A 25,687-nucleotide genomic window follows, 5' to 3' on the forward strand; every position below is an offset into this window, starting at 1 on the left:
GTGCCCTGAATCGAAGCGCAGGGCACGACGCAGCCACGTCGCGCCTCTAGCGTAACTTAGGCGTGGGTGCCGAGGAAAGTCAGCGTGCGGCCATGCGCGAGCGCTGCCGAATGCTGGTGATAGCTCGCGCGCTCGCTGCAGTTGAAGCCGTGATCCGCATTCGGGTAGATATACAGTTCGACTTCGTCGCGGCCAGCAAAACGCTCCTTCACTTCACCGACTGCCGACAGCGGAATGCCGTGGTCCAGTTCGCCGTAGTGGAACTGCATCGGCACCTTGATTTGCGCGGCCTTGTCGAGCTGGTTCTGGATGCCGCCGCCGTAGTACGACACGGCGATATCGAGCAGCCCTTCGGCCGCGGCCAGATACGCGAGACGGCCGCCGAAGCAGTAGCCGACGCCTGCGATCTTGCCCGTCACTTCCGGCATCGCGCGCAACGCGGCAGCCGTTGCACCGATATCCGCGACGGCGAGATCGACGTTCGTCTTTTGCAGGATTTCGATGCCCTTGTCGCGATCCGCGCCGGCGTAGGTGAGTTCGACGCGCGGCTGCGTGCGCCAGAAAATATCCGGTGCGATCGCGATATAGCCGTCCTGCGCATATTGATCGACGACGTCGCGAATGTGACCGTTCACGCCGAAGATTTCCTGGATGATGATGACGGCCGGACCCTTGCCGCTTTTCGGCGTCGACATGTACGCGCCAAACGAATCATTGCCGGTTTGGATGTCGATCCATCGGGAAGTCACGCTCACGTTGTTTCTCCTTGCATAAACGGTGAAGCCGCTATCGGGCGGGCAATCGTTTGCGGGCGTCTCGCCCGCAGCGGGCGCTCAGTGTGCCATCAAAAGAAGGCAAGTGCAGCGAGCGGCCCGCGCGGCGGCCTTCCCGTAAGCGGATTGAAACGACGTCCCGTTTCGGCCGGCTGCGCGGACAGGTGGCGGCGGCCAAAAACGGCACTCGCACTCTATATATAGAGCGCATAGCTTGAGAATGTTTGAGAACGATCTCAACGGCGTTCTATCACCATTGTGTTGACGCGTTATGACGTGTTCGACGCACATCCGGCGCATTAACGGACGATCGCGGCAAAGCTTTAGACCTGCACTATAGAAGGATGCCTCGTTTGCCCGAAACCCGCGCCAGCCGTCGCTTTCCGGGCATGTCACGCGTGCCTTTCACGACTAAGTGGGATAAACGCTATTGGTAGTGTTCCCACTTTCTCAAAAAACCCCCACAAATTAATTTGATGGCCTACACTTGCGCGCAAGCGCGGGGCGCCACCTGCCACAAACAGGCTGGAACGCGTGCTTGCCAAGTGCATGAACGATGCATCCGGCGGAGTCGTCCACGGGAATTGAGCGACACGTGAAGGAAGCGGGGCACAAGGGCGATACCGTTGTTTTTCGGGACCGAAATCGGAGACTTACATGAACACCAAAATCCAAAAGCTGTTGCCGATCAGCGCTGCGGCGATGCTGTTTGCAACGTTGGCGACGACGGCTATGGCCGACGAAGTTGTCAAGATCGGCCATGTTGCGCCTTTGACGGGTGGCATCGCTCACCTGGGCAAGGACAACGAAAATGGCGCACGTCTCGCAGTTGAAGAGATCAACGCCAAGGGTCTGACGATCGGCGGCCAGAAGATCACGCTGCAACTCGACGCACAGGACGACGCAGCTGACCCGCGTACGGCAACGCAAGTTGCGCAGAAGCTGGTCGACGACAAGGTTGTCGCCGTGGTCGGTCACTTGAACTCGGGTACGTCGATCCCGGCTTCGAAGATCTATAGCGATGCAGGCATCGTTCAGATCTCGCCGTCGGCAACGAACCCGGCGTACACGCAACAGGGCTTCAAGACGACGTACCGCGTCGTCGCGACGGACGCGCAGCAAGGTCCGGCACTGGCGAACTACGCAGCGAAGGGCCTGAAGGTCAAGAGCGTCGCGATCGTCGACGACTCGACGGCATACGGCCAGGGTCTCGCAAACGAATTCGAAAAGACGGCGAAGTCGCTGGGCCTGAACGTGATGTCGCATGACGCGACGAACGACAAGGCTGTCGACTTCCGCGCGATTCTGACGAAGATCAAGGGCGAAAACCCGGACGCGATCATGTACGGCGGCATGGACGCCACGGGCGGCCCGTTCGCCAAGCAAGCCAAGCAGCTCGGCCTGCGCGCGAAGGTGCTGGCTGGCGACGGCGTGTGTACCGACAAGCTGTCTGACCTGGCTGGCGATGCAACCGACAACATCGTCTGCTCGGAAGCCGGTATGGCGCTCGAGAAGATGGAAGGCGGCGCAGCGTTCCAGGCGAAGTATCAGAAGCGTTTCGGCCAGCCGATCCAGATCTACGCTCCGTTCACGTATGACGCTGTGTACATCATCGTCGACGCAATGAAGCGCGCTGGCTCGACCGATCCGGCGAAGATCGTGGCAGTGATGCCGAACACCGACTACAAGGGTGTGATCGGCGAAACCACGTTCGATTCGAAGGGCGACCTGAAGCACGGCGTGATCTCGCTGTACAACTACAAGTCGGGCAAGAAGACGCTGCTCGACGTCGTGAAGATGTAAGAGCGCTTGGCGTAGCGGGCGGAAGCGCGGTTCGCCGCGTTCCGCCCAACGCGAGCCGGCCCGAAAGGGCTTAGGAGGCACGCGGGTTTCGACCCGCGTGCCTTTTGTTTTTGTTTTTGCATGGTTCTATTGCGCATGTCTGTCTGCGCATTTCTTTTTGCGCACCGGATGCGGTGCGGGCGATATTGTCGTAGCGGCTACAACACGCGGGGGACGCGGTCGTGACACGTATGATCGATGACGAATGGCGGCGCTGGATTGCCGAGAACCTGTTGCTCGATGCCTCGCCGGAAGCCGTGCATGCCGTGCTCGTCGAGCATGGATTCGAGGGCGAAGATGCGTTATGCGAGATCGATAGCACGCTGCAAAGCCCTTATTTTCAAGCGGGTTCGCGCTTGCGCAATCGTTTGCGTAAGCGCGAATGGATGCTTTCCGTGTACGGCGAGCTGAATCGCATGCGTTCGGATGCAGGGTGTGTCGAGCGCCGCGCGCGCCTGTCGCGCGACGCGTTCTACGAGCAGTTCTATTTTCAGAACCGGCCGGTGATCATCACGGGCATGTTCGATTCGTGGCCGGCGCGCAAGCTGTGGAATCTCGATTACTTCCGCGCGCGTTGCGGCCTTGTCGAAGTAGACGTGCAGGTCGGGCGAGAGACGGATGCGAACTACGAGATCAACCAACCGGCGTTGACGCGCACGATGCGCTTTGGCGAATACGTCGATCTCGTCGAAAGCGCAGGCGTGACGAACGACTTCTACATGACGGCGAACAACGCGTCGCGCAACCGCGCGGCGCTCGCGACGCTATGGGCCGATGCGCCGGCGATCGGCGAATATCTCGATCCCGCGCCCGCCGACGCGGGCTATTTCTGGTTCGGCCCGGCCGGCACAAAGACGCCGTTTCATCACGACCTGACCAACAATCTGATGGCGCAGGTGATTGGCCGCAAGCGCGTTCTCCTGGTGCCGTTCACCGACACCGCCCACATGTACAACCATTTGCATTGCTATTCGCAGCTCGATGGCGGCGCAATCGATGTCGAGCGATTTCCGTCCTTCGAACAGGCGCGGGTGATCGAGTGCACGCTCGAACCCGGCGAACTGCTGTTCCTGCCGATTGGCTGGTGGCACTACGTCGAAGCGCTCGATGTTTCCGCCACGATGACCTACACGAACTTTATCGAGCGCAATGACTTTGGCCGCACGTACAGCACGTATCGCGAGCTTTGAGCGGCGCTAGCGTGCCCAATGCTGCGTAAAAAAACGGCGGACCGATACTCTGGTCCGCCGTCCCCCCTGACGCTTCGGTTGCCGTCGTTAGTTTTTCTGTGTGATGGGTTGTGCTGTGCCGTTTGAATCGCAAGGGTTATGCCATTGCGATCGCGCAGCGACGCGTCGCGCGAAACCCAAATGGAATCAGGCGCTTCCGTTCTGCGTGTCAAAAGAACGAGATTCGCTGGAGGTTGATGTGTCGCGGAACATGCGGACATATGCCGCTCGCGTAACGTAACGCGAGCGACGTGCGTTCAGATGCCGAGCCGACGCAAAACCTTGGGCCCGATGAACGCGACGAGCGCCGCGCACAGCGCGACGACGGATAGCCCGATGGGAAGATTGGTGACCTGCGCCACGCCGCCGATGATCACCGGCCCGAGCAGCAGCCCGAAGTAGGCGAGCCCGGCGACGTGCGCGAGGCCCTCGGCGGCATGGATCCCTTTCACGCGCGCGGCCGCCGCGAACAGCACGGGCATCATGTTGGCGAGACCGAGGCCCATCAGCGTGAAGCCCGTCAACGCCGCGATGGGATACGGCAGAAGCAGCGCGCCGATCATGCCCGCGCACGCCAGCGACGCGCTCGCGGCAATCAGCTGCGGCGCGCCGAACCGCGCGCGCACCGCGTCGCCGGCGAAACGTGCAGCTGCCATGCCGCCCGAGAACGCCGCGTAAGCCGCGCTCGCGACGGCCGGCGTCGACGCGACGACATCGCGCATATAGACGGTCGCCCAGTCATACATCGCGCCTTCCGCGATCAAGGCGATCAGCGCGATCGCGCCGAGCGCCCACAACGCGGGCGAACGCCAGCGGTTGCCACGCGGCGTGTGTGCATCGGGATGCTCGGAATGCGGAACGTGCGGCAGGACGGACGGACACGCGGCCAGCAACACAGCCGCGCTGATCAGCGACGCGAGCAGCAGGTGCACGGCAGGCGCCATGCCGTGCGCGAGCGCTGCGCCGCCGACCGCCGCGCCCGCCATCCCGCCGACGCTGAACATGCCGTGCAGCGCCGACATGATCGGCCGGCCGAGCGTCTCTTCGACGGTGCTGGCTTCCGCGTTCATCGCGACGTCGAGTGTCGCCATGCCCGCGCCGAACAGCGCGAGCAAGACGAGCAGCATCCAGTAATACGGCACGACGAGAATCAGTGCGCCCGCCGCGGACATCACGAGCCCGCCCGCGAGACAGGCGCGCCGCGTGCCGACGCGCGCGATCCACGGCGCGTTCGTCACCATCGCGCCGATCGAACCGCCCGCCACCGCGAACAGCGCAAGCGACAGCATGGCCGGATTCAGCTGGAATCGATCACGCACGGTCGGCACGTGGACGCCCCAGGACGCATACATCATCCCCGCGATGAAGAAGAGCGCCATCGTCGCGTAACGGGCGCGGTTGCGCGCGCTCGCGGACAGATTGCGATGCGCGGCGGGCAAGGATGCGGACTCGGACGGACGATCGGACACGGAAAGCTCGGTGATTGAAAACGAAGGTGAAGCGGGAACGCAGCAAGAAAGCGTGATGAAAGCGCTTCCACATTCTAGCGAAGCATGATGCGTCGTGCGGGCAAGCCTCTGAACTAATATCTACTTTCCACTCGTGTCGCGGTTCACGGCATCGCGCGGCGCAAACATCACCCGACGAGGACGCGCACTTGAACATTCCCGCTCACGCTCCGCTGCATCTGCTGCATCAGGCCGCCATCGGCACGCTCGCGACGCATGCGCGCCAGCCGCAGGGGTTTCCGTATCCGACCGTGTTGCCGTTCGCGCCGGATTCGCATCATCGCCCGACGATACTCGTGAGCCGTCTCGCCGAGCACACGCGCAATCTGCATTCCGATCCGCGCGCCGGCTTTTTGATCGTCCACGCGCCGGACGGCGACGTGCTCAACGGGCAGCGCATCACGCTGGTCGGCACGTTCGAGCACGTCGATCCGGCGCCTCCCGTGACGCAGCGGTATCTGCGCTATCACCCGGATGCGGAGCGCTATCTCGTGCTGGGCGATTTCTCGTTCTGGGTGATGTCGGTCGAGCGGATGCGTTACATAGGCGGGTTCGGCGCGATGGGTTGGTTGACGCAAGAAGAACTCGATCCGCTCGACCCCGTTTCGTTCGACGAGGAAAACGCGCTTATCGAATTCTTCGAGCATCACCCACGACGGCCGGCGCACGTGCAATTGATGGGCATCGACCGGTATGGGGCGGATCTGAATGTTTCGGGGGCCCGCAGTCGCTTGGCCTTCGACACACCTGCGCCCGATGCGGAATGCCTGCACGCCGCCCTTGAAGATTGCATCGCACGGCACGCCAACGCGTGACGGGTAATGCGGTGCGATTTTTACCGGAAAATCGGGTCGGCATTTTACATTTTGCCAGTTAAAACTCGCATGGCATGAAATGTTTTGGAATAAATTAACCATTGCTTTTCATGTCTTGCCAGTTAAATATGAATCGATTCCTCAGATGAGCGTTATTCAGTAGCAGAATAATTGGGCTTGTGAACACGGTTGATTGCCAGTCGCTTGAAAGTTTATGAAATTGAGATTAATTAATTTTCGCCAGTGGCTTTTCCGAAGTTTCTATTTTGTGTTAATCTCGCCAGCAAATTCCGAGGCATGATCACTTTCCGGACTAATCGGCCCAGACCGTCCGTCCATTTATCGAACCACAAGGAAACTATGTCCTCCTACAGGGAACTACTCGCGCAGCGCGAAAAGCTCGAGAAACAGATCGAAGAGGCGAAAGCGCGCGAGTATGCGGAAGTGTTAAACGAGATCAAGCAGAAAATGTCTGATTACGGTATTACGCTGGCTGAACTCGGCGCTGGCGGACGTACGAAAGCTGTAAAGGCAGCGGGCCGTCCCCGCGCCGGCGTCGCGCCTAAATATCGTGACCCCGAAAGCGGCAGCACCTGGTCGGGCCGCGGTAAGCCGCCCCGCTGGATTGCCGGACAAGATCGCGAAAAATTTCTCATCGAGAAATAATATGACTTAATGCTTGCACCGCAAGCAATGGATTTAAGAAAAACCGCGCTCCATTTGGAAGCGCGGTTTTTTTATTGGGCCATGTCTTTTCAATTCTTAGGAAAGAAGGTGACCGGTGCGGTGCGCGCTTCGATGCGAATGAGTCGCGTTATGATAAGCACATGATTTAAAAGGTATTTTTCGTTTGCTTAACTGCCGTTTCACAAAGCGGCGGGTAGAATAAATAGTAACCAAACCGCTCGCTTTCAGATGCCTTCCAACCCGACCACCCAATCCGCGGAGAAACGGCGCGTAGCCCGCAAAACCACTTATGTCAGCATCGGACTCAATACGGTGTTGATGTCGGTGCAGATTGTCGTGGGCGTGATTGCGCATTCGCAAGCGCTCGTCGCGGACGGCGTGCATTCGCTCGCCGATCTCATTTCCGATTTTGTCGTGCTGGTCGCCAATCGACATAGCGGGGCCGAACCGGACGCCGACCACAACTACGGACATAGCCGTTATGAAACGGTCGCGTCGCTATTTCTGGGCGGCCTGCTGATCGCGGTCGGCGGCGGCATGTTGTGGCGCGCCGGCGAGCGGCTCACCGATCTCGACAACATCCCCGCCGTTCATGTGAGCGCGCTCGTGGTTGCCGTCGTCGTGTTGCTGTCGAAGGAAGCGCTGTTTCGCTACATGCTGCGCGAGGCGCAGCGCGTGCGGTCGGCGATGCTGATTGCGAACGCGTGGCATGCGCGCTCGGATGCGGCGTCGTCGCTGGTGGTTGCGTTGGGTATCGTCGGGAGCATTGCGGGTGTGCGGCTGCTCGATCCGATTGCTGCCGCCATTGTCGGCTTCATGGTCGCGCGCATGGGATGGACCTTTGGTTGGGACGCGCTTCAGGATTTGTCGGACCGCGCGCTCGACGAATCCGATACCGCCGATCTGCGCGCCCGGATCTTATCGACGCCCGGCGTGCGCGACGTCCACGAACTTCGCACGCGAAAGATGGGCGACTTTGCGCTCGTCGACGCGCACGTTCTCGTCGATCCGATGATCTCCGTTTCCGAAGGCCACTACATTGCCGAAACGGCGCGGGCGCGGGTGCTGTCGGACAACCGCGTGCTCGACGCGCTGATACACGTCGATCCGGAAAACGACGCGATTGCGCGGCCGCCCGTCAATCTGCCACCGCGCGCGAAGGTCGCCGCGGAAGTGGAGTCGGCGCTTGCCGCGCAAGGCCTTAGAGCGGCTAGCGTGAATCTGCATTATCTGAGCACGGGGCTCGACGTCGAGGTGACGTTGCAGCCGTCGAGGCTCGACGCGCTGGAAAGCGAAGTGCGTCAGCTAGAGCGGGTCGATCTGGAAGCGCTCAAACGCAAGCTTGGCGCGCGCCGCCTGAGCGTGACGCATGCAGTGGATGTGTCGACGGCTAGCGCGGATCTGGTGCGCGAGCCGCGCGGCGACGGCTGAACGATTCCCGGCGTCCAGGGGAGCCGCTTATAGCGGCAACTGCGTATCGAACTTGATCTCGCGCAGCACGACGCTCGTGCGCACCTGCGCGACGGCGGGAATCTTGAAGATGCGGTCGTGGAGAAAGGTGTCGTACGCCTTGATGTCGGGCGCGACGATCTTGAGGATGTAATCCGATTCGCCCGTCGTGCTGTAGCACTCGGTCACTTCCGGGCAGGTGGCGATTTCCCGTTCGAACTGCTCGACACCGCCTTCCGTGTGCCGCGTCAGATGGATATGGGCAAGCGCGCACACATGCAGACCGAGCTTTTCGCGATCGAGCAACGCCGTGTAGCGCTGGATGATGCCCGATTGCTCCATGTCCTTGATGCGTCGCCAGCACGGTGTGCTGGACAGCCCGACCTGATCGGAGATTTCCTGCACCGAACGGCGCGCGTCGAGCTGCAAAAGACGCAGGATTTTTTGAGAGAACGTATCGAGTGTCAACTGCGCCTCCGTTGTCGCGTCGCCTTTTCGTCAATGGTAGAGGTGGCGGAAACGAAACGCAATGCAAACCGCCCGTACTGAGGGAGATTCCCTAATTTGGCGCTTACTCGGCGGGTTTTTGTCCTGAGTCGTCCCCGTCAGTGTCGGCTGCTACGGCGCTCTGGCTGGCCCGCAGCTCCGCGAGCATGTTGCAGAAGAGCGCGCCTTGCTCGATGGCGTCGTCGAGCGCGACGTGCGTGTGCGGATGATCGTCGAACCAGTGCTTCGGGAAGCGTGGCTTGATGCACTTGCGATACGGCAGCCCCGTCATCGCGAACGCGAGCGTCTTGATATCGAGCGCCGACCACGAGAACGGACAGCGGCCTGTAAAGCGCATCATGTACCAGAACATGAACGTGAAATCGAAGCCCGCCGGCATCGCCACGAACACGGGCTTGCCCGGCAGCGCCTCGACCCATTCGACATACGCCACGAGCGCCGCTGCCGGCTGCTGCAGGTCCTTGCGGCACGCCGCCCACGCTTCGGGCTGCGTCTTCCACCAGGCCTCCTGCACGGGATGGGGCGCGGCGCCTTCGAGCAGTTCGAGGTTCGCCGAAAACGTGCCGATCAGTTGCTTGTCGGCCGTATAGGCGGCCGACGCAAAACTCAGCATCGAATGCGGGCCGGGAATCGGGCCGTCCGCTTCGACGTCGGTGCTCACATAGATTTCCGCGCTCATGCGCCCACTCCGTCCGCGACATACGGATTCGTGCGGCGTTCGTCGCCGAACGTCGAGGTGGGGCCGTGGCCGGGAACGAACGTGACGTCGTCGCCGAGCGGCCAGAGCTTGGCGCGGATCGAGCGGATCAGGTCGCCGTGGTTGCCACGGGGAAAGTCCGTGCGGCCGATCGAGCCGGCGAACAGCACGTCGCCCACCAGCGCGAGCCGATGTGCGCGGCTGAAGAAGATCACGTGACCAGGCGTGTGGCCGGGGCAGTGATAGACCTCGAGCGTTTCGTCGCCGAACGTTACCGTGTCGTTGTCGTCGAGCCAGCGCGTCGGCTCGAAGGCCTCGGCGGCAGGAAAGCCGAAGCGCACGCTCTGTTCAGGCAGCTTGTCGAGCCAGAAGCGCTCATCGACATGCGGACCTTCGATCGGCACGCCATAGTGCTCCGCCAGCGTCTTCGCGCCGGCGCAATGATCGATGTGGCCGTGCGTCAACAGCACCTTTTCGACCGACACATTCTGGCGCTCCACCTCACCCTTGATGACGTCGAGATCACCGCCTGGATCGACGATGGCCGCGCGCCCGGTGTTCTCGCAAACGAGCAGGGAACTGTTCTGCTGGAACGGCGTAACGGGCATTAGTGTGACTTTCATGGCGGGCGCGCGAAGCGTGAAAAGCTCGATTGTACCGGCCGCCGGGACACATGCCATTGGCCGGAAAGCCGACTGGCGCATGCGCATTTTTGCAGTAATAGTGAGAATTCATCGAGCGGATGGGCAGCCGGGCAACACGGAATTGTGTTTTTGCTATAATGCACGTAATGGGTGTGGGAAACCGCACTGTCTTTTGGGTGAAAAGGCATTTCGTCCTATAAAACGGGAACGGGCGCTGCTGCTTCACCATCAAGCAAGTGTCGTCGGGTGAATCCGATGACAAATCCAGCATCGATCGCTTTTATCGATGCGCACGTCCTGTCTAGCCAGGTGCCACGCGCCTGCCACGGCCTCGCTGCCGTAACGCTGGATGGGGCCTACGCCGCCTTCCTAAGCGCCGTGAGTTTCCGGCGCTGAGCGTGTTTCACGTTCGATGGCGGCTTGTGGGGTCTGGCCAAAACTGCGGGGACAGTTCCGTCAGACGTGAAAACTAACCGTGCGGTAGCGGCTGAGTGTGCCGCGTCCGGGCTTCCGTCGTCCTGCGCCAGCGTTGCGCGGTGCGCGCTCGCTCATTGCCGCCGGAGTCGCATGCAATAACGCAGTCATACGCGTGGTGCGGCTCGCATTGGTATCAAATTGTCTTATGAAAACTCGGCTACCCCGACGTGTTGGGAGCGTTTTTGCCTTTTTGGCACTCGCCGGTTGTGCGGTGCCTCCGGGCGCGAGCACCCAGGTCAGCGGTGTGTCCGCCACGACCAGGGATGCGCACACTGCGGTTGCCCCGCAGTCGTATGGCTCCGGTCTGAACAATCTGCCTGACACGGCAGAGCAGAAGGGCAAGCTCGCTGACGCAGAACCGTTGACCGACGGTCCGAATATCGGTGATTTCCATCAGATGGGCCGTGCTTCCTGGTATGGGCGCGGCTTCCACGGACGCAAGACGGCCAACGGCGAGCGTTTCGACATGCACGCGTTGACGGCTGCGCACCGTACGCTGCCGCTCGGCTCGTACGTGCGCGTGACCAATCCGGCGACCAACGATACCGTCGTCGTGAAGATCAACGACCGTGGTCCGTACGCGCGCGGCCGGGTGATCGATCTTTCTTACGCGGCTGCGAAAATTTTGCACCTTGCGTATATCGGTACGGCACGCGTGAAGATCGAAGGTCTGACGCAGCGTGAGGCGAAGGCCGAGATGAAGGAAATCCTGGCGTCGAATCAGGGCGATTCGAACGAGAAGTAAGATCGTCTTTGAGCGATGGCCGTGGACACAATGCAGTGTCCCCGGAAGAAAAGGCTGCGTCAGGCAGCCTTTTTTATTTTCACTCGTCCTTTTTCAGGGCCAGCGCGCGCGTGTACAGCGCGTTGCGCGACGCGCCCGTGAGCGCTGCCGCAATCTTCACTGCGCCGCTCACTGACAATTCCTCCAGCAACATGCCGAGCAGCGCGTCGTGATCGTGCTCGCCTTCGGTATCGACGGGCGCGCCTTCGACGACTAGCACGAATTCCCCGCGTTGCCGGTTGGCATCTTCTTCGAGCCACTTAGGCCCTTCGGCCAGGGTGCAGCGATGCAACGCCTCATGTAATTTCGTCAACTCACGGGCGATCAACAGACGCCGTTCGCCGCCGAATGCGTCGGCGAGCGCCTGCACGGTTTCGACGATGCGATGCGGCGCCTCATAGAACACCATCGCGTACGGATGCTTCGTGAGCGGCGCGAGTGTGGCGGCGCGCTGCTTCGCTTTGGGCGGCAGAAAGCCAACGAAAGAGAACGTCGATACCCAGTCGCCCGCGATGCTCAGCGCCGTAGCGAGCGCGCTTGCGCCCGGCAGCGGGACGACGGGGAAACCGGCTTCGCGCACGGCATCGACGAGTTTTGCGCCCGGGTCCGAGATACCAGGCGTGCCCGCGTCGGAAACGTACGCGATGCGCTCGCCTGCCTGCAGATACTCGACGATGCGCCGCGCGGACTCGCGTTCGTTGTGCTGGTGCACGGCGACGAGGGGCTTCGAGATGCCGTAGCGCGACAGCAGTTGTCCTGTGTTGCGCGTGTCTTCGGCGGCGATGCGATCCACGAGGCCGAGCACGTGCAGCGCGCGCAATGTGATGTCGGCGATATTGCCGATCGGCGTGGCCACGACGTAAAGCGCGGAGGCGGGGTACTGCTGTCCCTGCGCGAGTTCGGAAAGAGGAGTCATGACACGGAAGACGCAGACAGACGAAGCGAGGCCGACATTGTGCCACGCAGCCGAGTGCGCACGAGACCACGTGCGAGACGACATGCGCGATACGGCGCGGCGCCCGCACAACTTTTCCGATGGCGCACGGTCCAAAAACGTCGGGGCAGCGTTCGAAGCGCACGCGATGACGTTTTTGCAGCGCCAGCGTTTGCGCTTCGTCGCGCGTAACGTCGTGTGTCGCGGCGGCGAGATCGATCTCGTGATGCGCGAGCCGGACGGCGCGCTCGTGTTCATCGAAGTGCGCGCGCGAGCGCACGGTCGATATGGCGGCGCGGCGGCGAGTGTCGTGAGGCAGAAGCAGCAGCGTATCGTGCGCGCCGCGCAGCACTTTTTGTCGGCGCATGATGGCGCGATGCCCGCGTGCCGGTTCGACGTCATCGCGTTCGAACGCGGGCGTCTGGTGTGGCTGCGAGATGCTTTTCGTGCGGACGACTGTTGAGCAGGCGGTTTCGCCGCGTGAGTACGATAAACTTGCGGGCGCGAAAAGGGCGGCGAGCGGGTGGTGTGTGAAGACGCGCCGAACGGTTTGCTTGCAGGCGCGCAGTACGGAAGCGCACAGCGGGCTCGCTTGACGCGCCGCTCGGAGCGGCTGCGGACCATCGCGCGGGGAAGGGCAACACGTCCATTTGAAGCTGCGCTGCCAGGCGGGCAGCGCAAGCAGTACACGATAGAGAGTCGATGTCAGTCGAACGCATTCAACAGCACTTCCGCGATAGCGCGGCAGTCACACTCGCAGCACTGGAAGCTTTGTCGATGCCGATCGCGGCGGCCGTCGACACGATGTTTGCCGCGCTTGCAAACGGTAACAAGATTCTGGCGTGCGGCAACGGCGGGTCCGCTGCCGACGCGCAATACTTCGCCGCCGAACTGATCGGCGGCTTCGAGCGTGAGCGGCCGGCGTTGGCGGCCATTGCGCTGACGACGGATTCGTCGATCATCACGGGCATCGCCAACGATGCATCGCTCGATCAGATTTTCGCGGCGCAGGTTCGCGCGCTCGGCCAGCCTGGCGACGTGCTGCTCGCTATCTCGACGTCAGGCAATCCAGCCAATATCCTCGCTGCCGTCGAAGACGCACATGATCGCGAGATGATCGTGATCGCGCTGTCGGGCAAGGGCGGCGGCAAGATCAACGAAGTGCTGCACGATACCGATATCCATATTTGCGCGCCGTCCGATCGCACGGCGCGCGTGCAGGAAGTGCATCTGTTGACGATCCATAGTCTGTGCGACGGCATCGATGCGATGTTGCTCGGCGAAGAATGATCCCGAAGGAGAGCGAGTTGATGAGCGCATATCGCGTGAAGAGTACGTTTGTGAGGACCACGCTGGTGGTTGGTCTCGTCGCCGGGCTGGCTGCGACGTTGCAGGGTTGCGTGCTGGCGGTGGGCGCGGCGGCGGGCGGCAGCGCGCTGGTCGCGACCGACCGGCGCACGCTTGGCGCGCAGACGGAAGACCGCGAGATTCAGGTGAAGGCGATGTCGTTGATCAGCCAGAACTTGCCGGACTCGGCTCACGTTAATGTGACGGTGTTTAATCGGCGGGTTCTGTTGACAGGTGAAGTGGCGGGTGAGGTTTCTAAGGCTCGGGCTGAATCGGTTCTGCGTAGCCTCAACAATGTGAATGCGATCATTAATGAGTTGACCGTCGCGCCGGCGAGTTCTTTCTCTTCGCGTAGTAACGATACGTATCTGGAAGGGCGCGTGAAGACCGCGCTGATCGCTGAGAAGGATATTTCGGCGAATAACTATAAGGTGGTCTGCGAGCGTGGTTCTGTCTATCTGATGGGGCTCGTTACTGTTGATGAAGGGAATCGCGGGGCGGATGTGGCTAGCCGGGTGCCCGGGGTTACGCAGGTTGTGAAGGTGTTTCAGTATATTCAGCCGCAAGAGGCTGCTGCGGCGTCGGCGGCGGCTGCGTCGGCGGCTTCGGGGGTGCCGGCTGCTGCGGCTCAGCCTGATGCTGAGGTGACTTCGGGAGCGGTGCCGGATTCGTCGGTGACTTCGAAGCCGTTGGAGCAGCAGGCGCCCGCGCCGGTGAGTAACTCGACGCAGGTGCATCCGGGGAATCCGAAGGCGGGGCAATGAGGGTGGGTTTTTTTGTTGCTGGGCTTCGGGTGGTGATGGGTGGGTTGGTTGTGGCTGCTGGGTTTGGGGTTGTTAGCGCCGCTCATGCTGCCGATGCGCCTTCGCGTGGGCCGGCCATCGCTCGGGCTAATGCTTGTATGGGATGCCATGCGGTTGATCGGAAGCTTGTTGGGCCTTCGTTTCAACAGGTGGCTGAGAAGTACAGGGGGAATGCTGGGGCTGCTGTTTTGCTGTCGAAGAAGGTTAAGGAGGGCGGCTCCGGCGTGTGGGGCGCGATTCCCATGCCCGCTCATCCTGCTATGAACGACGCGGATATTCGGACCGTCGTCGATTGGGTGCTGGCTGGGGCGCCTTCTTCGAAGTGACCCCGGCTTGTTGGTCTGGCACAGTAATTTTTCGTCGTGCTAGAATCGGCTGGTCGTGGGGCGGTAGCTCAGCTGGGAGAGCGTCGCGTTCGCAATGCGAAGGTCGTGAGTTCGATCCTCATCCGCTCCACCAAGAAAATCAAAGGGTTACAGGTGATTTGCCTGTAACCCTTTTGTGTTTCTGCGGCCGGTGTAACCGCTGTGTAAGCGAATTTAAGCAATTCCGATCCATCCAAGTCAAACCGATCGGTCGCGCTCTGACTGTAACGCTCGCGGGTCAGCTCCCGCTAGGGACATGCTTGCGTCGTCGTACCCTTCACCGTTACGACGAAACGCCCGGCCCATCCCATACCTGGCGAGGTCCTTCTCTGGCCGCCATCGTTTCCTTTACTGCTCTGTTCGTCTAGGCAGCATAAAGCCCTGCCTTGCCATGCCGTTAGTGCGTTCACAAGTCCCGTCGTTCTGACGGGGTTACGAACGCTGCGGTTGTCTATTTTGATAGCCGTCCGAGCACTGAGTGGTTAGCGCATGAACATCAAAAAGTCAGACTTTGTTTCCCTTTGGCGTGCCGTCGAGGGTATCGCTTCACAAATTTCTCCCCCAGAGATTGTCCCAAGGAGCGAGGAGGGCCAAGGTTCCGGTCGGCTCCTGCTCGGTCGCGAAGCACACACAGAGGCGTTTAGTGTCCCCGAACCTATCCGTACCGTGCATCGATTCTTATATAGCCATTCAAAGGCCGCAGACCTTTTAGTTAGTGCGATAGACGTATTACCGAGGGGGGCGCAACCAGTCTGGCTGGACATCACCGAAGGCATGGGAGCACCAAAGGCAACTACAAGATCTGAGGCGGAGGGACGGAGAATACTAAGCCTGTGGATTCGAGCGTTCGACGACTGGGAGGCCACCTTCTTTGCATGGTTGTATAACCGCGAGCGACCGGCGCCTGTCGCAACGGATCCGTATCTCAAGTACATAAACATGGGCACTTATAGCGGTGCCAACATTGGCTTCGTCTACCCTGTTCTGGTGCATCTTCTTGAACAGTCGGAAATCCCTCATCCGTTTGGCAGCTGCGTCGCACCAACGGAACACGAAACGCATAATACGGCGAACGTTGTGATAGCGCCCCGATTCCGAGGGCCGCTGGCTGAGGTGCTGACTATCGCATGGGAGCGTGCTCGGGACCGTAGCAGCGCTCGCTCCATATTGGCGGCACTAGTGGAACTCGCTAGACGCTCCCCAGTTCCTTCGCCACTGACGGAGGCTTTAGACAATGGCCAAGAAGTGAAGTGGGAAGACGACGATGGAAATTTGCATGTTTTCGGAATCGCAGAAATGCGTAGCCGGATGCGCGGAGACAACAGGCGGCGTACATAACTGTACATAAGTCGACGTAACTGGGCGTATCGCCCAGCGTCAGGCCTCGGCCCGATAGATTTCCTCCCACGCGATTCGCGTAGAGCGGTGGCGATCCAGAGTGACTGGTATGCCCCGCTCGCAGCGCGAAGCCTGATGCTTCGTATCAGCTTGGAGAGAAATGAACATGTCGCTGAAGCCCATCCTTAATTCAGTGGAACAAGAGTGCCCCCGCTTAGCAAAAGAAGCGGCTCGTCCGACGTTGTGCCACCCAGCAATGCGCCCCACGCATGTAGACACTGTTGTGGCGGCCAGCATGTTGCTCGTCGATTCAAAAACGCTGCTTAAAAGCCATAGCCAGAAGGGGAACTATAGCGGCATTCGTCCGGTGCGTTTGCCGTCGCGGAAGCTCGCGTGGCCATTGGCCGATATTGAGAAACTTCTCAATATTGACGGATGTGACAAATGAAGTCTCCCATGGACATGTTGAGTGGGTGTTCGCTTTCGCTGCCGATGCAATCATCTAGCAGATCAACGCGTGGCTTACAGCCAGCGTGGAATCTGGCGACACAGCTTGAAGGGGACGGCGCGATGAACTCAGGCGCGCAGGTTTCATCGATCGCCAACAGGCGGGAAGATGGCGCAACTTCTGTTGATGACTCGTATGGTAAGTCTATCCAGTCAACGATGCTCCCAATGGTAGCGGCATTGTTCGCCACCGCAGTATCGATCGTCATTGCTGGATACGGGGGGTGGCAGCGTGGCGGCACACAGATTGAGCAAGTGCTTAATGTCGCGCTTGCCGGCATTGCTGTCGTATTCTTGCACCTATTGCCCATGTGTTGGAACATGTTCCGCTTGCCCTCGCGGGTCTTCGCTTTCGCATTGTGGTCCGTCAGTCTGTTTGTGATTCTGTACGGGCAGGCCACTTTCTTCGTGCTGTCGCAGCAACATGCGGGTGAACAACGCTCGGCAACACTTCCAGCCATCGTTTCCAGCCTTCCGCCGTTGCCAAACGGGCGCTCCCTCACCGCCGTTGCGCAGGACATTGCGAGGACGACTGCCGCCCTCGCTGGTGTGAATCCGCGCCGCTGCGAGGGCAATTGCCCGTCTCCCAAGGCTCTACGAATGACATTGTTGGCGCGACTTGATGCGCTGAGCGTTGAGGCGGACGAGGCAAAACGAAGGGAAGCGGACGAGGACCGGCGCAATCGGCAGTTCGACCGCGACGAAGCGCTGCGCTCGACCCTGCGTGAAGACCAAGCCGCGTCAACTGTCGCATCTTGGCTCGGCACGACCGAACGCCGACTCGAACTGATTTCGGCGACTGCGTGCGCGGTTGTTCTCGAAGGCGCTGCCATCGTTAGTTGGCTATTGGTGTCAAACGCATCATGCCGGGCGCGTACTCGCGAAGCAGTCCCATTTGTCGGTAAAGCAACTGCGGCCGAGCGTGAAGCCGCCCTATCTGAACATGAGGCGATTGCGCGAGCGCCGCACCTCGCAAATTCCGTTCACTTGGCGCACGCCGACAACGGTGCCGCAGTCACGAGGGGGCGGCCAGAGGTCACGAGGGAAAGCGCCGACAGCCCGGCGCGGTGTGAAGACGAACATCTGCTAACAAAAATACGTGCAGCTGTCGCGACGGGACAACTCAAGCCAACGCAAGCGTCAATCCGCAAATTTCTCCGCTGTGGGCAACCGAAGGCCGCGAGGTTGAACCGCCAGTATTCTGCCCGCTTCGGCGACGCGAGCGACTGAGCTGCGTGGGAATCCGCGGCGGCACGACTGGGCGCGTCCCGTTTAACACCTACCGCGTATACGAAGTCTCGGGTGTTCGAGCGGCCTAAGTGTGGCGACTCTGGGTGCCGTCGGTTGTCGGCGCGTTGCCCCGTTGTTTCCCTTGCATTTTCTTTCATTTGAACGGCTCAGCACGACATATCGTCGTTGACCGGGCCGTACTTGCCGTTCGTATCAGATGGCAAAGGCATAAGGCATGTTTCATACACGTCGAGATCCGTCCGAGGCGGCGGACATCAATATCATTTCTACAACCCAGGTAGTTGCCCAGAACACTGAATGGTTGCTGCCAGGCTTCTTACCAAAGAAGAAGTTGTCGTTGCTCGCTGGTATGCCGGGCGCAGGCAAGACGTCGATAGCCCTGTACTTCGCGGCGGTCATCTCGTCGGGTGGGATATGGCCCGACGGCAGCCGAGCTGAATCGGGGCGTGTACTGATTTATGCTCCGGAGGACGGAGTTGCGGACACGATTAAACCTCGGCTGGCAGCAATGGGTGCAGATCTTCGTAACGTCGAGGTGATCGGAGATACAGCAGAGTTTAGCGGGCGCAGCCGACGGTTCGACTGCCAACGCGATTTGGGCTTGCTGCAGCAAAAGCTGATCGGCAAAGGAGGCTACGCACTTGTTGTCATCGATCCCGTCACGTCGATCGTGTCAGGTAATTCAAACAACAACAAAGCCGTGCGTGACGCACTGGAGTCGCTGGTGCGTTTTGCCGATGCGGTGTGCGCCGTTCTGTGCCTCACTCACGTAAGTAAGGGGTCTTCGCGGCGGTCACCATTGGAACGCGTGATGGGCGATCTCGCATATGGCGCCGTGCCGAGAATGGTTCTAATGGCCTCCAGAGTTCGAGGTAGCGCGGACGCCGATCAATGCGGCGTCTTGGTAAGGGCAAAGACAAATATCGCTCCGACGGACGGCGGGTTCGAATATCAAATTGAGCCGGTTGAGGTACCGGTCGACGGCAAGCGGATTCAGACTTCGCGTCTTGTCTGGTCTCCTGGGATGTTGAGTGGCTCGGCCGACGAAATCCTCAAATTGGCGGCTGGGGCGTCGGCGGAAATGCCAGGAGGTGCGTTGGGAAGGGCAGCTGAGTTCCTGCAAAACGCGCTCGCTAATGGACCGATGTTGTGTTCGGAACTTGAATCTCATGCCGTCGCAGCGGGAATTTCGAGCAGAACGCTCACGCGGGCGCGAAAGCATTTAAGCGTCCTGTCGAGTAAGCAAAGCGGTGCCGGTCCTCACAGCCCAAACGTTTTGTACCTGTCCAACGTGCCGGAGAGGGCGGGCGGCGTGGGCAATGCGGTTGGAGGGCTGTCGTTCGAGCCGCTAGGAATGCCCACGGACCGATGGTCCCCCGGATATCCGATGGGCTACCCAGCGTACTGCTCGGCGGTGAACGGCGCGCCACCACCGTTCATGAATGGCGTACCGTCCGGAACGCCACCTATGATGACACCCGATGGTGTTCCGTATGGAGGCGTGCACACGCAGTATCCCCCGCATCTCGAAACCAGAGTGACAGGCTTCGGCATGGCTCCCCGAGCGAGTCAGGTATCCGGTGAGGCGCACGCGCAGGTTGGCACGGTTGGCACAGTTGGCACAGTTGAGCGATCGCGACTGCCGCAACCCGGCGACAGGCCAGAATGGGTGTCGGAATCGAATTGGGATTGGCTGCTTCAGGAATACGCGAGGGAATACGACCAAACAAAGCGATTTGATACGGAAAGCGAATTAGAATTTCAGGATCGGGTTGCTCGCCGCTTTCTCGATGCGTCGTGCTCCGATTGGGAGCGTTTAGATGAGCTTGGCAGAGTGCTTGTAGATGCCTTCAACCGCCTTCCGTATTTAGGCAGCTTAGGAAATCACTTTTAATGAGAGTCGCCCCTGGGAGATTGGTGTGCTGGCACGAAGGCGGACAGCGAGCCGCCGCGACGACGACAATTGAAGACGCTCAATGTCTCGGGTAGTGTTGGTTGCATATATCGATTGATCGATCTTGACGACGCCGTATATGCACGTCGAAAGGATTGCTCCCCCGTACGAGGCCGGTTAATCGAGGCGCAACAAGCGCTTGATGCCGGATAGATCCGATTTGTTGTGGTGGCAGTATGCTCAGATACTGCTCTCTGCTCCGACTCTTGCATGCGCATCCGCGTATCAATGGAAGAGCTCCGCAACTGATCATTGCCGCGCCATCGTGTAGCTTCTGCTGTGCGCAGAGCATACCCGACGATCGATATTTCAGTTTTCTCAGGGGGGGCGTTTCGGCCAGCATGTGTGCGGCCGGTGTGGCCGGTGCGGCCCGTAATACACGTTGGCACCCCCAATCTTTCCGAAAGAAGGTTGGGTAGAGTTTTTTGGTGCATGCGGAACTAATGTTGAAAATTTCTTTATTCTGAAAAATCCAAACATGCAACAAATTACTTCTGTTCAGACGACAGGGTGCTTGCATCCGATAGTTTGTACAGAAGTAATTTTTGTTCGCACCAAAAATTTATTGCATCAGATGTATATTTTATAGGACAAGTGCTCTCGACTACGCCGAGGCGCCTTCCTTTCCTTCTTCGCGAAAGCGTTGAAGGAAAGGACCTACGGGGATAGGTTTCGTATAATAGTGAGCGAGCGAAGCGAAGCGATCTATTAGAGAGTTTATAGCAGCCGCAGGCGAATATAAACTCGACACCCCATTAACTGGTGAGGGGTATTTACAACCCCTCACCAGCACTATTTATTTAGAGTTTATAGTAACCGGAGGCATCTGCCGGAGGTGGATATAAACTCGATTTAACCGGGGCTTGGCTGGAAGCCAATCCCGGGATTATTTCTTTAGAGTCGACATGATTAACGGGAGGAGGGGATGGGTCCACTCCTCCCTTATATACCGCAGCTACGAGTGTTGCGCGAGAATGGCATTCTTGGATGAAAAAATAGAGTGCATCTATGTTACGGAGGCGATTCCATTCGGCTAATGGCGCAAGGCAAGTGACCGCTCGATTCGCAGCATGCGATCGGTACAGCGGTTCGACAAAGTAGCCGACGATCTGGTAGCTACTGCACTCGTAACAAGGCACAAATACTGCGCGTGAAGCCACGCAAGAAGTCTCGCGTGTCGACAGAGGAGCTGCAGCTCAATGAGGCCTTGCTTGGAAACTGGCCGCATGCGATCAGAGAATCCGCAGGTTGCGAATCTTCGCGATTTGAGGCGAACGCTTCAGGATGTGTTCGGTGATTTACTCGGGCAGCCATCCGCGAGGGATGTTCATCGGAACGTCGCCTACGAGTCGTGACGGTACTCCGGTTGTGCTCCCGTGAGTTCTTCCCAGGCAAGGTGTTAATCAATTTTGAAGGCGAAAACGACTTGGCTACCCAAACCCAATCTGATACGTTTGCCAGCGATGTCTTTCGGTGACCGGTTTTTCCAGGAAAACCCACTTTGCTCGATCAAATAGGCGAATACACGATGTCAACGCATCAATTACAGCTCCGTCCAATCGATGACCTTCGCAGCGAAAGATTCTTTGTGCCCAATTATCAGCGCGGATACCGTTGGTCGAGACGGCAGGTCACGGAACTACTCTCCGACGTTTGGGACTTTGTTCAGTCCGGAGCGAAGGCCAAAAATGAGTTTTACTGCCTTCAGCCGGTCGTTGTGGCCCCTGTCGACGATGGGAGCTGGGAAGTTGTCGATGGGCAGCAGCGATTGACAACGCTGTATCTGATACTGCACTTTTTCAACGGTCGCTTCCAGGAAGTATTCAGGAAACAGCTTTACTCGATTGAGTATAAAACTCGACCAGCGAGCGCCGACTACTTGCGCGAGCTACAGCCAGAACGCGCCAAGGAGAATATCGACTTCTTTCATATGGCGGAGGCCTTCGCGGCGATTCAGGAGTGGTTCGCGGACAAGTTTAATAGGGTGAACGACATTGAGTCTGCCTTCCTGAATGACGTCAAGGTCATCTGGTATGAGATCGAAACTGAAGGCGGGAAGCCGATGGAGGTCTTCAGGCGCCTTAACATTGGAAAAATTCCGCTGACAGACGCTGAGCTGGTCAAGGCCTTGTTCCTGCGGTCGAGTAACTTCCAGGGGGAAGGCCAACGGGCGCTCCAGCTTCGGCAATTGCAAATTGCACACGAGTGGGATGCAATGGAGCGCCGACTTCAGGAGGATGACTTCTGGTTCTTCCTGACCAATGCGCGACTGGAGGCCGGTCGAATCGAGTTTGTACTCAAGCTCTGCGCCGAACGTATTAAACAGTCCGGACCTCGATGGAGCAACGCTTCAGTCTTTCACACCTTTGCCCAACGCCTGTCGGAGCCAGGTTCGCGCGCATGGACCGAGTGGGAGGGCGTAAAGCGTCAATTTCTAGCAATGGAGGAATGGTTCCGTGATGGCACGCTCTACCATATGGTCGGCTTTCTAGCCAGTCATGATGCGGGTGAACCTCATCGGGCGATCGCCAACGTGTCGCGGCTGTCGGCCGAGGCGGCGAGCAAACGCGCTTTCCGGCGAAAGTTGAAAGCAGAGATCTTTCAGCGGGTTTTCCGGCACAGCCGGGATGCAGCGCCGAGCGCTGGCGTGGGCCTTAGTGAGTTCGTGCAAGCGGAGCTTGGAGGCCTCGACTACGACTCCGATACTGTTCAGATTCGAAACGTCCTGCTGCTGTTCAATTTGGCGTCGCTGATGGAGAGCGATTCGCGTGCCCGCTTTCCGTTCGATGCCTACAAAAGCGAGAGATGGGACATTGAGCACATTCGTTCCGTTCATTCTCGAATGCCTCAGCGACAGGATGATCAGAAACGATGGCTGGGCAATGTTCTTGAGTATCTTGGATGCGACGCGTCGGGGGAGGACGGCGAAGGCGGAGCGACAGTGCGGCCAGATGGGCACGACGACCTGGTGCAGGAAGGGAAGGCCATCATTCGCGATCAGAGTTTCGACAGCGAAGCATTTGAGGCTTTCTTCAAACATGTTCAGGAGTGTTTTGATCCCTTCCAGGACATCGAGGTTGATGACAGCCTCGGCAACCTGACACTGCTCGATCAGGTTACAAATCGGGGTTATGGCAATGCAATCTTTCCAATAAAACGCAAGACGGTGATTGCTTTGGATAAGGTGGGGAAGTTCGTCCCTCTTTGCACCAAAAATGTCTTTCTCAAGTATTACAGTGCAAGAGTTGACCGCATGCTCGTATGGTCAAAGGAAGACGCTGCCACCTATGCATCCGCGATTCACGACTGCCTAACTCGATTTTTCGCAGAGGAGGACTTGGCATGAGCCAAGGGAAGCTGCACACGTTTTTTGGACTTCTCGAGGACGTTGACGTCATCGAGATTCCCGTTATCCAGCGGGACTATGCTCAGGGACGGACTGAGGCGGGTGACATCCGTGAGAGCTTCTTGTCGGCGATAGCCGGCGCATTGAAGAAAGAAAATCCGCCGCTGGATCTGGACTTCGTGTACGGCAGCGTGGCGCAAGATGGTCTACGGACACTGTCGGTGCTCGATGGTCAACAGCGCCTCACGACACTGTTTTTGCTGCATCGGTATCTGGCGGCACTAGACGGGAAATTTGAGGATTTCCGCGAACGCGCGTGGATAAAGGAAGTAGAGCGTACGGGTTTCGCCTACTCCACCCGTCCCAGCGCTGCCGAGTTTTTCGAAGCGTTAACAGTGAACGACTTCAATATCCCCGGCGTACATGAGGAAGCGACCTTATCCGCCTTGATTGTCGACTCGAAGTGGTTTTTCGACGCTTGGCGTAGAGATCCGACTGTCCGTTCCAGCTTGGTCATGCTCGATGCTATCGATGTCAAGTTCAGGAAGACGGAGGGACTCTATCAGACACTCGTGGAAGAGCAGCGCGTCACCTTCCATTACCTCGATCTTCACGATTTCGGATTATCGGACGATCTTTACATTAAGATGAACGCGCGAGGCAAAGCCCTCACGCCGTTTGAGAACTTCAAGGCGTGGATTGTCGAGAAAGTCGCGGACGAAGCCTGGTCGGATGACTTCACGGCAAAGCTGGATCAGCAGTGGGTGGATCTTTTCTGGACACTTGCTGGACGTAACGGCGCCGGCGGAGAAAGCTTCGATGATCTGTTCCTGCGCTTTTTCTATATTTCGGCCTATTTTCAGACCTGCCAACGCGTCAGCGGGTACTGGAACGCAACCAACGATGATCGCAGTTGGCTCTTAAGGCTTCGCGACGCACGGGGCTACTGCCCGTTAAGAGAGTTCGATGCGAACGGCTCGCTTATGCCGGCACAACTTGCCGAGATCGGAGTCGTACTCGACTATCTGGTGAGCGATCGGGGGGCGAGGTTCGTTCACATTCTCCAGCGAGCCTTGGCGTCAAGAGCGGACTACTACGATCTACTCCGGTTGTACGCGGTCGTGGCTTTTTTGCTTTCCCCCGATGTCCAGAAGCTGGACGAAGCTGCCCACGAGATGTGCTTGCATCGGTGGTCCCGCGTGACCAAGAACTTGATCCAGAATACCCGTATCGATGAACCGAGTACGGCGGTTAGCGCAATAAAAGGCTTGACGACGTTGGCCAAGCACGCCACTTCGCTCTATGAGACTCTGGCCGGGGATGCCCCGGGGAGTCTCGGGTTCAACAGAAGCCAGATCGAAGAGGAGCGCCAGAAGGCCGCGCTGCTTTTGAAGGACGACGAGTGGTCGAATCTGCTCGATGAAGCAGAATCTCACTGGTACCTGCAGGGGCGCGTGGGCTTCCTATTGAAGTTGAGCACGACCGATTCTTCAGCGCCCGGCAAGGAACAGTTTCAAAAGTACACGGCGGTCGTAAAACGGGTATTGACGCAAGATATTCTTGTGTCTCAAGAGTTCGTGCTTCAACGAGCGTTGCTCTCGCTTTATGACTTCCTCCCGGCGTCAACTGGAGACAATCATACCTTCTGCGTTCCAAACGCTACCTCTTACCGCGATCGCCAGGAGAACTGGTTACCGGTCTTTGAGGATTCTCGGTTCCGGGAATTTCTTGATGCCATCGGTGACGATGTACCAACCTCGCTCAGACAACTGATCGACAACAGCACCGCGACAGGCTGGCGCTCCTTGATGGTTCGCGACCCAGGACTGTTTGGCTATTGTGGAATGCGACTGGTACGCAAGTCCGCAGACAGCGTCCTCCTCCTGTCGAAGGTGCGGTTGTCTGGCTACTTCGCCGAATCACACAGCTACGCACTTTATCTCGAACTTCGGCGACAACAGATGACCGGGGAACTCGCCGATATCAAGCAGATCAGCTACCGAGCTGTGTATGGTGACGACTATCCAGGCCTCTACATCAAATCGGACACCGACTATTGGATAGTCTTTCGTCGCGACAAGTGGAGCTGTTGGCGTAGCGGCGGGGAACCAGCGGAGATGCCTGAGCCGATAGCTCAGATAGCGGCGCGCTTCAGTTGATGTGACGATACAGTTGATCGACGGCGCCAGAGGGTTCTTGTTCTGCTCGAACTAGTCGAAGTGCATTTGGGGCTCGACAAAGCCGCTTTTACAGATGCATTTTCGATGCAACGCCCGATTGTTGTTGAACGAAAGCAAAAAAAGAAACCCGGAAGCGGACAGACTCAGCAGGTCCGAAAGCCCGCTGAGTCTAATGGTCCGGTTTGCGCTAACCTTGCATCATCATGGCGGCTTCCCGTGCCAGCACCGTTCCTCCCATTCACCGAGCTCG

At 58.9% G+C, this 25,687-nt stretch carries 21 protein-coding genes and 1 tRNA gene; 16 read left to right on the forward strand and 6 right to left on the reverse strand.

Going from position 1 to position 25,687, the window contains the following annotated elements:
- Positions 1–56: 56 nt before the first annotated feature.
- Positions 57–755: a dienelactone hydrolase family protein gene (locus PPGU16_RS00575; RefSeq protein WP_180721244.1), complete on the reverse strand. Its 699-nt coding sequence runs from the start codon at positions 753–755 to the stop codon at positions 57–59.
- Positions 756–1,430: 675 nt separating this feature from the next.
- On the opposite strand from PPGU16_RS00575, the gene PPGU16_RS00580 reads away from it, so the two are divergent.
- Both PPGU16_RS00580 and PPGU16_RS00585 read left to right on the forward strand, forming a co-directional pair.
- The gene (locus PPGU16_RS00580; protein WP_180721245.1) at positions 1,431–2,576 is read left to right on the forward strand and encodes a branched-chain amino acid ABC transporter substrate-binding protein; all 1,146 of its coding nucleotides are present in this window, start codon (positions 1,431–1,433) and stop codon (positions 2,574–2,576) included.
- A 230-nt stretch (positions 2,577–2,806) separates the two neighbouring features.
- Positions 2,807–3,805 carry a cupin-like domain-containing protein gene (locus tag PPGU16_RS00585; RefSeq protein WP_180722509.1) on the forward strand — a complete coding sequence of 333 codons (999 nt, stop codon included), beginning with the start codon at positions 2,807–2,809 and terminating at the stop codon, positions 3,803–3,805.
- 296 nt (positions 3,806–4,101) lie between these two features.
- Here the strand turns inward: PPGU16_RS00585 and PPGU16_RS00590 are convergent, their stop codons facing one another.
- Positions 4,102–5,313: an MFS transporter gene (locus PPGU16_RS00590; protein WP_180721246.1), complete on the reverse strand. Its 1,212-nt coding sequence runs from the start codon at positions 5,311–5,313 to the stop codon at positions 4,102–4,104.
- A gap of 188 nt (positions 5,314–5,501) precedes the next feature.
- Between PPGU16_RS00590 and PPGU16_RS00595 the strand changes: the two genes are divergently transcribed.
- From PPGU16_RS00595 to PPGU16_RS00605, 3 genes are all read left to right on the forward strand, one after another.
- Positions 5,502–6,167 (forward strand): HugZ family pyridoxamine 5'-phosphate oxidase, encoded by a 666-nt coding sequence (locus PPGU16_RS00595; RefSeq protein ID WP_180721247.1) that lies wholly within the window; start codon positions 5,502–5,504, stop codon positions 6,165–6,167.
- A gap of 360 nt (positions 6,168–6,527) precedes the next feature.
- A complete protein-coding gene (locus PPGU16_RS00600) occupies positions 6,528–6,833 on the forward strand; it encodes an H-NS histone family protein (protein WP_180721248.1) in 306 nt (101 codons plus the stop codon).
- Positions 6,834–7,082: 249 nt separating this feature from the next.
- Positions 7,083–8,285: a cation diffusion facilitator family transporter gene (locus PPGU16_RS00605; protein WP_180721249.1), complete on the forward strand. Its 1,203-nt coding sequence runs from the start codon at positions 7,083–7,085 to the stop codon at positions 8,283–8,285.
- A 27-nt stretch (positions 8,286–8,312) separates the two neighbouring features.
- Here the strand turns inward: PPGU16_RS00605 and PPGU16_RS00610 are convergent, their stop codons facing one another.
- From PPGU16_RS00610 to PPGU16_RS00620, 3 genes are all read right to left on the reverse strand, one after another.
- Positions 8,313–8,771 carry an Lrp/AsnC family transcriptional regulator gene (locus PPGU16_RS00610; RefSeq protein ID WP_012399541.1) on the reverse strand — a complete coding sequence of 153 codons (459 nt, stop codon included), beginning with the start codon at positions 8,769–8,771 and terminating at the stop codon, positions 8,313–8,315.
- Between the two features lie 103 nt (positions 8,772–8,874).
- Positions 8,875–9,489 carry a 3'-5' exonuclease family protein gene (locus PPGU16_RS00615; protein WP_180721250.1) on the reverse strand — a complete coding sequence of 205 codons (615 nt, stop codon included), beginning with the start codon at positions 9,487–9,489 and terminating at the stop codon, positions 8,875–8,877.
- Positions 9,486–10,130 carry an MBL fold metallo-hydrolase gene (locus PPGU16_RS00620; RefSeq protein WP_180721251.1) on the reverse strand — a complete coding sequence of 215 codons (645 nt, stop codon included), beginning with the start codon at positions 10,128–10,130 and terminating at the stop codon, positions 9,486–9,488. The genes PPGU16_RS00615 and PPGU16_RS00620 overlap by 4 nt, the downstream gene beginning before the upstream one ends.
- Before the next feature lie 643 nt (positions 10,131–10,773).
- Here PPGU16_RS00620 and PPGU16_RS00625 point away from each other — a divergent pair.
- Positions 10,774–11,373 (forward strand): septal ring lytic transglycosylase RlpA family protein, encoded by a 600-nt coding sequence (locus PPGU16_RS00625; protein WP_180721252.1) that lies wholly within the window; start codon positions 10,774–10,776, stop codon positions 11,371–11,373.
- Between the two features lie 79 nt (positions 11,374–11,452).
- On the opposite strand, the gene rsmI is transcribed toward PPGU16_RS00625, so the two are convergent.
- A complete protein-coding gene (gene rsmI / locus PPGU16_RS00630; RefSeq protein WP_180721253.1) occupies positions 11,453–12,328 on the reverse strand; it encodes a 16S rRNA (cytidine(1402)-2'-O)-methyltransferase in 876 nt (291 codons plus the stop codon).
- A gap of 37 nt (positions 12,329–12,365) precedes the next feature.
- Between rsmI and PPGU16_RS00635 the strand changes: the two genes are divergently transcribed.
- From PPGU16_RS00635 to PPGU16_RS00680, 10 genes are all read left to right on the forward strand, one after another.
- A complete protein-coding gene (locus PPGU16_RS00635; RefSeq protein ID WP_434064422.1) occupies positions 12,366–12,809 on the forward strand; it encodes a YraN family protein in 444 nt (147 codons plus the stop codon).
- 239 nt (positions 12,810–13,048) lie between these two features.
- Positions 13,049–13,636, forward strand: a complete 588-nt coding sequence (locus tag PPGU16_RS00640; protein WP_180721255.1) for a phosphoheptose isomerase — start codon at positions 13,049–13,051, stop codon at positions 13,634–13,636.
- A gap of 20 nt (positions 13,637–13,656) precedes the next feature.
- On the forward strand, positions 13,657–14,457 hold the full coding sequence (locus PPGU16_RS00645; protein ID WP_180721256.1) for a BON domain-containing protein: 801 nt from the start codon (positions 13,657–13,659) through the stop codon (positions 14,455–14,457).
- A complete protein-coding gene (locus PPGU16_RS00650; protein WP_180721257.1) occupies positions 14,454–14,822 on the forward strand; it encodes a c-type cytochrome in 369 nt (122 codons plus the stop codon). The genes PPGU16_RS00645 and PPGU16_RS00650 overlap by 4 nt, the downstream gene beginning before the upstream one ends.
- A gap of 57 nt (positions 14,823–14,879) precedes the next feature.
- A tRNA-Ala gene (locus PPGU16_RS00655) sits at positions 14,880–14,955 on the forward strand.
- A 1,404-nt stretch (positions 14,956–16,359) separates the two neighbouring features.
- Positions 16,360–16,647: a hypothetical protein gene (locus PPGU16_RS00660; protein ID WP_243460557.1), complete on the forward strand. Its 288-nt coding sequence runs from the start codon at positions 16,360–16,362 to the stop codon at positions 16,645–16,647.
- Positions 16,644–17,936, forward strand: coding sequence for a hypothetical protein (locus tag PPGU16_RS00665; protein ID WP_180721258.1), 1,293 nt, complete (start codon positions 16,644–16,646; stop codon positions 17,934–17,936). The genes PPGU16_RS00660 and PPGU16_RS00665 overlap by 4 nt, the downstream gene beginning before the upstream one ends.
- A 235-nt stretch (positions 17,937–18,171) precedes the next feature.
- Positions 18,172–19,851, forward strand: coding sequence for an AAA family ATPase (locus PPGU16_RS00670; protein WP_180721259.1), 1,680 nt, complete (start codon positions 18,172–18,174; stop codon positions 19,849–19,851).
- 1,588 nt (positions 19,852–21,439) lie between these two features.
- Positions 21,440–23,257 (forward strand): DUF262 domain-containing protein, encoded by a 1,818-nt coding sequence (locus PPGU16_RS00675; RefSeq protein ID WP_180722511.1) that lies wholly within the window; start codon positions 21,440–21,442, stop codon positions 23,255–23,257.
- Positions 23,254–25,416, forward strand: a complete 2,163-nt coding sequence (locus PPGU16_RS00680; protein WP_180721260.1) for a DUF262 domain-containing protein — start codon at positions 23,254–23,256, stop codon at positions 25,414–25,416. The genes PPGU16_RS00675 and PPGU16_RS00680 overlap by 4 nt, the downstream gene beginning before the upstream one ends.
- Positions 25,417–25,687: the final 271 nt, after the last annotated feature.

Source organism: Paraburkholderia largidicola (genome assembly GCF_013426895.1).
GTDB classification, from domain to species: domain Bacteria; phylum Pseudomonadota; class Gammaproteobacteria; order Burkholderiales; family Burkholderiaceae; genus Paraburkholderia; species Paraburkholderia largidicola.